At 41.9% G+C, this 2,134-nt stretch carries 2 protein-coding genes; both read right to left on the reverse strand.

What is annotated here, in order from left to right:
* Positions 1–59: 59 nt before the first annotated feature.
* Positions 60–797: an IS21-like element helper ATPase IstB gene (istB, locus tag NGM66_RS14155; protein WP_003555349.1), complete on the reverse strand. Its 738-nt coding sequence runs from the start codon at positions 795–797 to the stop codon at positions 60–62.
* Positions 798–806: 9 nt separating this feature from the next.
* Positions 807–2,030 carry an IS21 family transposase gene (istA, locus tag NGM66_RS14160; RefSeq protein ID WP_003555353.1) on the reverse strand — a complete coding sequence of 408 codons (1,224 nt, stop codon included), beginning with the start codon at positions 2,028–2,030 and terminating at the stop codon, positions 807–809.
* Positions 2,031–2,134 lie beyond the last annotated feature (104 nt).

Below are 2,134 nucleotides of genomic sequence, written 5' to 3' on the forward strand. Positions count from 1 at the left end.
TGTCAAGGGCAGTTTAAAAATGTAGGTTTTCGGCAGAAAGAAATGTAGGTTTTCGGCAGTTACTTGAGGCCACGTAATCGGTAAGATTTACCAGTGATCTTCACTACGTGAACATGATGAACCAAGCGATCGAGAATGGCTGCTGTCACAGTTGGGTTCTGGAAAATATCAACCCAAGCGGATAGATCACTATTGCTGGTAATGATCGTTGAATGCTTTTCATAGCGGGCATTGACTAGCTGAAATAAGAGGTTAGCTTCTTGGTGACCAATTGGCAAATACCCAATTTCATCAATAATTAATAGGTCATAGCGCGAATAGCGGCTTAGAGATCGATCAAGCAGTCCTTTTTCGTAAGCTGCTCTCAATCTAATCAACAGCTCATGACAATTAATAAAGAGAACCCGACAGCCCTGTTTACAGGCCTCAATCCCAATACTAATTGCCAAGTGGGTTTTACCGACTCCCGGATTGCCAATAAAGATTAAGTTTTCAGACTTTTCCATAAAAGCCAGATTCTGGAATTCCAGAACCTCTTGGCGATTAATACTGGGTTGAAAGCTAAAATCAAATGTATCTAGGGATTTTGTATTGGGGAACCGAGCACGGCCAATGGCCCGTGCAATCTGACCTTCGTGTCGATTCTGGAGTTCCGAATTAGTTAAATCAATTAGCGCCTCAGTTAATGACAGATTATCAGTGTGAATTTGATCAAGGTAATTCGGCAAGTATTCACGGATTTTGTTTAACCCTAAGCGCTCAAGATTATTTAAAAGAATTTGATTATTAGTGGTCATGGTAGCCTCCTATAAGTTGTCGTAATCAGTCATATGTTCACGAATGTAAGCTGAAATGTCTTCATCTGTCCGCCCTTTAAGCAAATCAGATTTGAGGATATTGAACTGATCTTGGGGGTCATAATTCAGCGAATTGGTAGTTATGGAGTGCGTACGAATTTCTTCTCCGTTATAATAAATGTGGATGCGCTGCTCATCATTGGAGATTTCAACAGCAACCGTACAACCAATGTATCGCGGATCTACTGAGTACTTACATTTGCGGAAATTGATCATGGCCTCCTTCGAAACGACACGGGTAATGTTTTCTTCGAAGTATGGTTCAAGGAGATTAACTGGAACGCGATGAAGGTACTCTTTTTCTTCGTCTAACCATTTCAGGTACGGGACTTCGTCCGTGGCCTGCGAAGTTTCATGATTTAGATCATCTCGGAGCATATGAACTAGTTCGATTAGCTCAGTTCCATCAGCAAATTCAGTATTGTATGGCCGTAAACGTTCAACCGTGCGAGCAAGGGCTTCAACTGCACCTTTAGTTTGTGGTCTGAATGGTCGACAAGCAATTGGTGTGAAACCGGCATCTTTACAGAATTCGTGGAACCGTTCGTTAAAGACAGCGTGGCCAAACTGGGATTTTGTATGATCCACAACGGTTTTCATATTATCAAACCAGATTTCCGTCGGAATACCTCCGGTATGAAGGAAAGCGTCGTGTAAGCAAGAAAAGAGGGTATCTTGGCTCCGATCAAAGGTTAGTGTCATATATTTGAGTTTTGAATAAGGCAATACATACAAGAAAATATTGAATTTAAACAGCTCACCCTCGCTGCTCACTAGGGCCATTTCTTCTTTCCAGTCAACTTGAGCAGAGAGACCAGGGGAATGTTCAATCCGAATGGTAGCTTTCTTAACTCGTTCTCGGCGGGTTTGGCGACAATAATCTTTCACGAGGGTATAGCTGCCGGTAAAGCCCTTCTTCTGGATAAATTTAAAAATTGAAGCAGCCGAACAATTTAGTTCAAGCTTTGAATCGATGGTTTGCTTGAATGGATCCAGTAAACTTGGCCGTTTCGGTCGACCACTTGGTCGGCCCTTAAGTCCAGCTTTGACTTCCTCATAGGCTTTCTTAACGGTTCGATAATCAACATTATATTGCCGGGCAATCTCGGCGAAGTTAGGCTTAATATTTTCAGTCACGTAAATCGTCACTCCTTCTCTTAAATCACGTCTCACATCAAATTCCTCCTACACTCTGATGTGATTCATGATACAAAAAATGTAGGAAAACCAACAGTTCTAACCTGCCGTTTTCCTACATTTTACGGGTGCCTTTTACA

Origin of the sequence: Levilactobacillus yiduensis (assembly GCF_024718525.1) — a bacterium.
GTDB lineage: Bacteria > Bacillota > Bacilli > Lactobacillales > Lactobacillaceae > Levilactobacillus > Levilactobacillus yiduensis.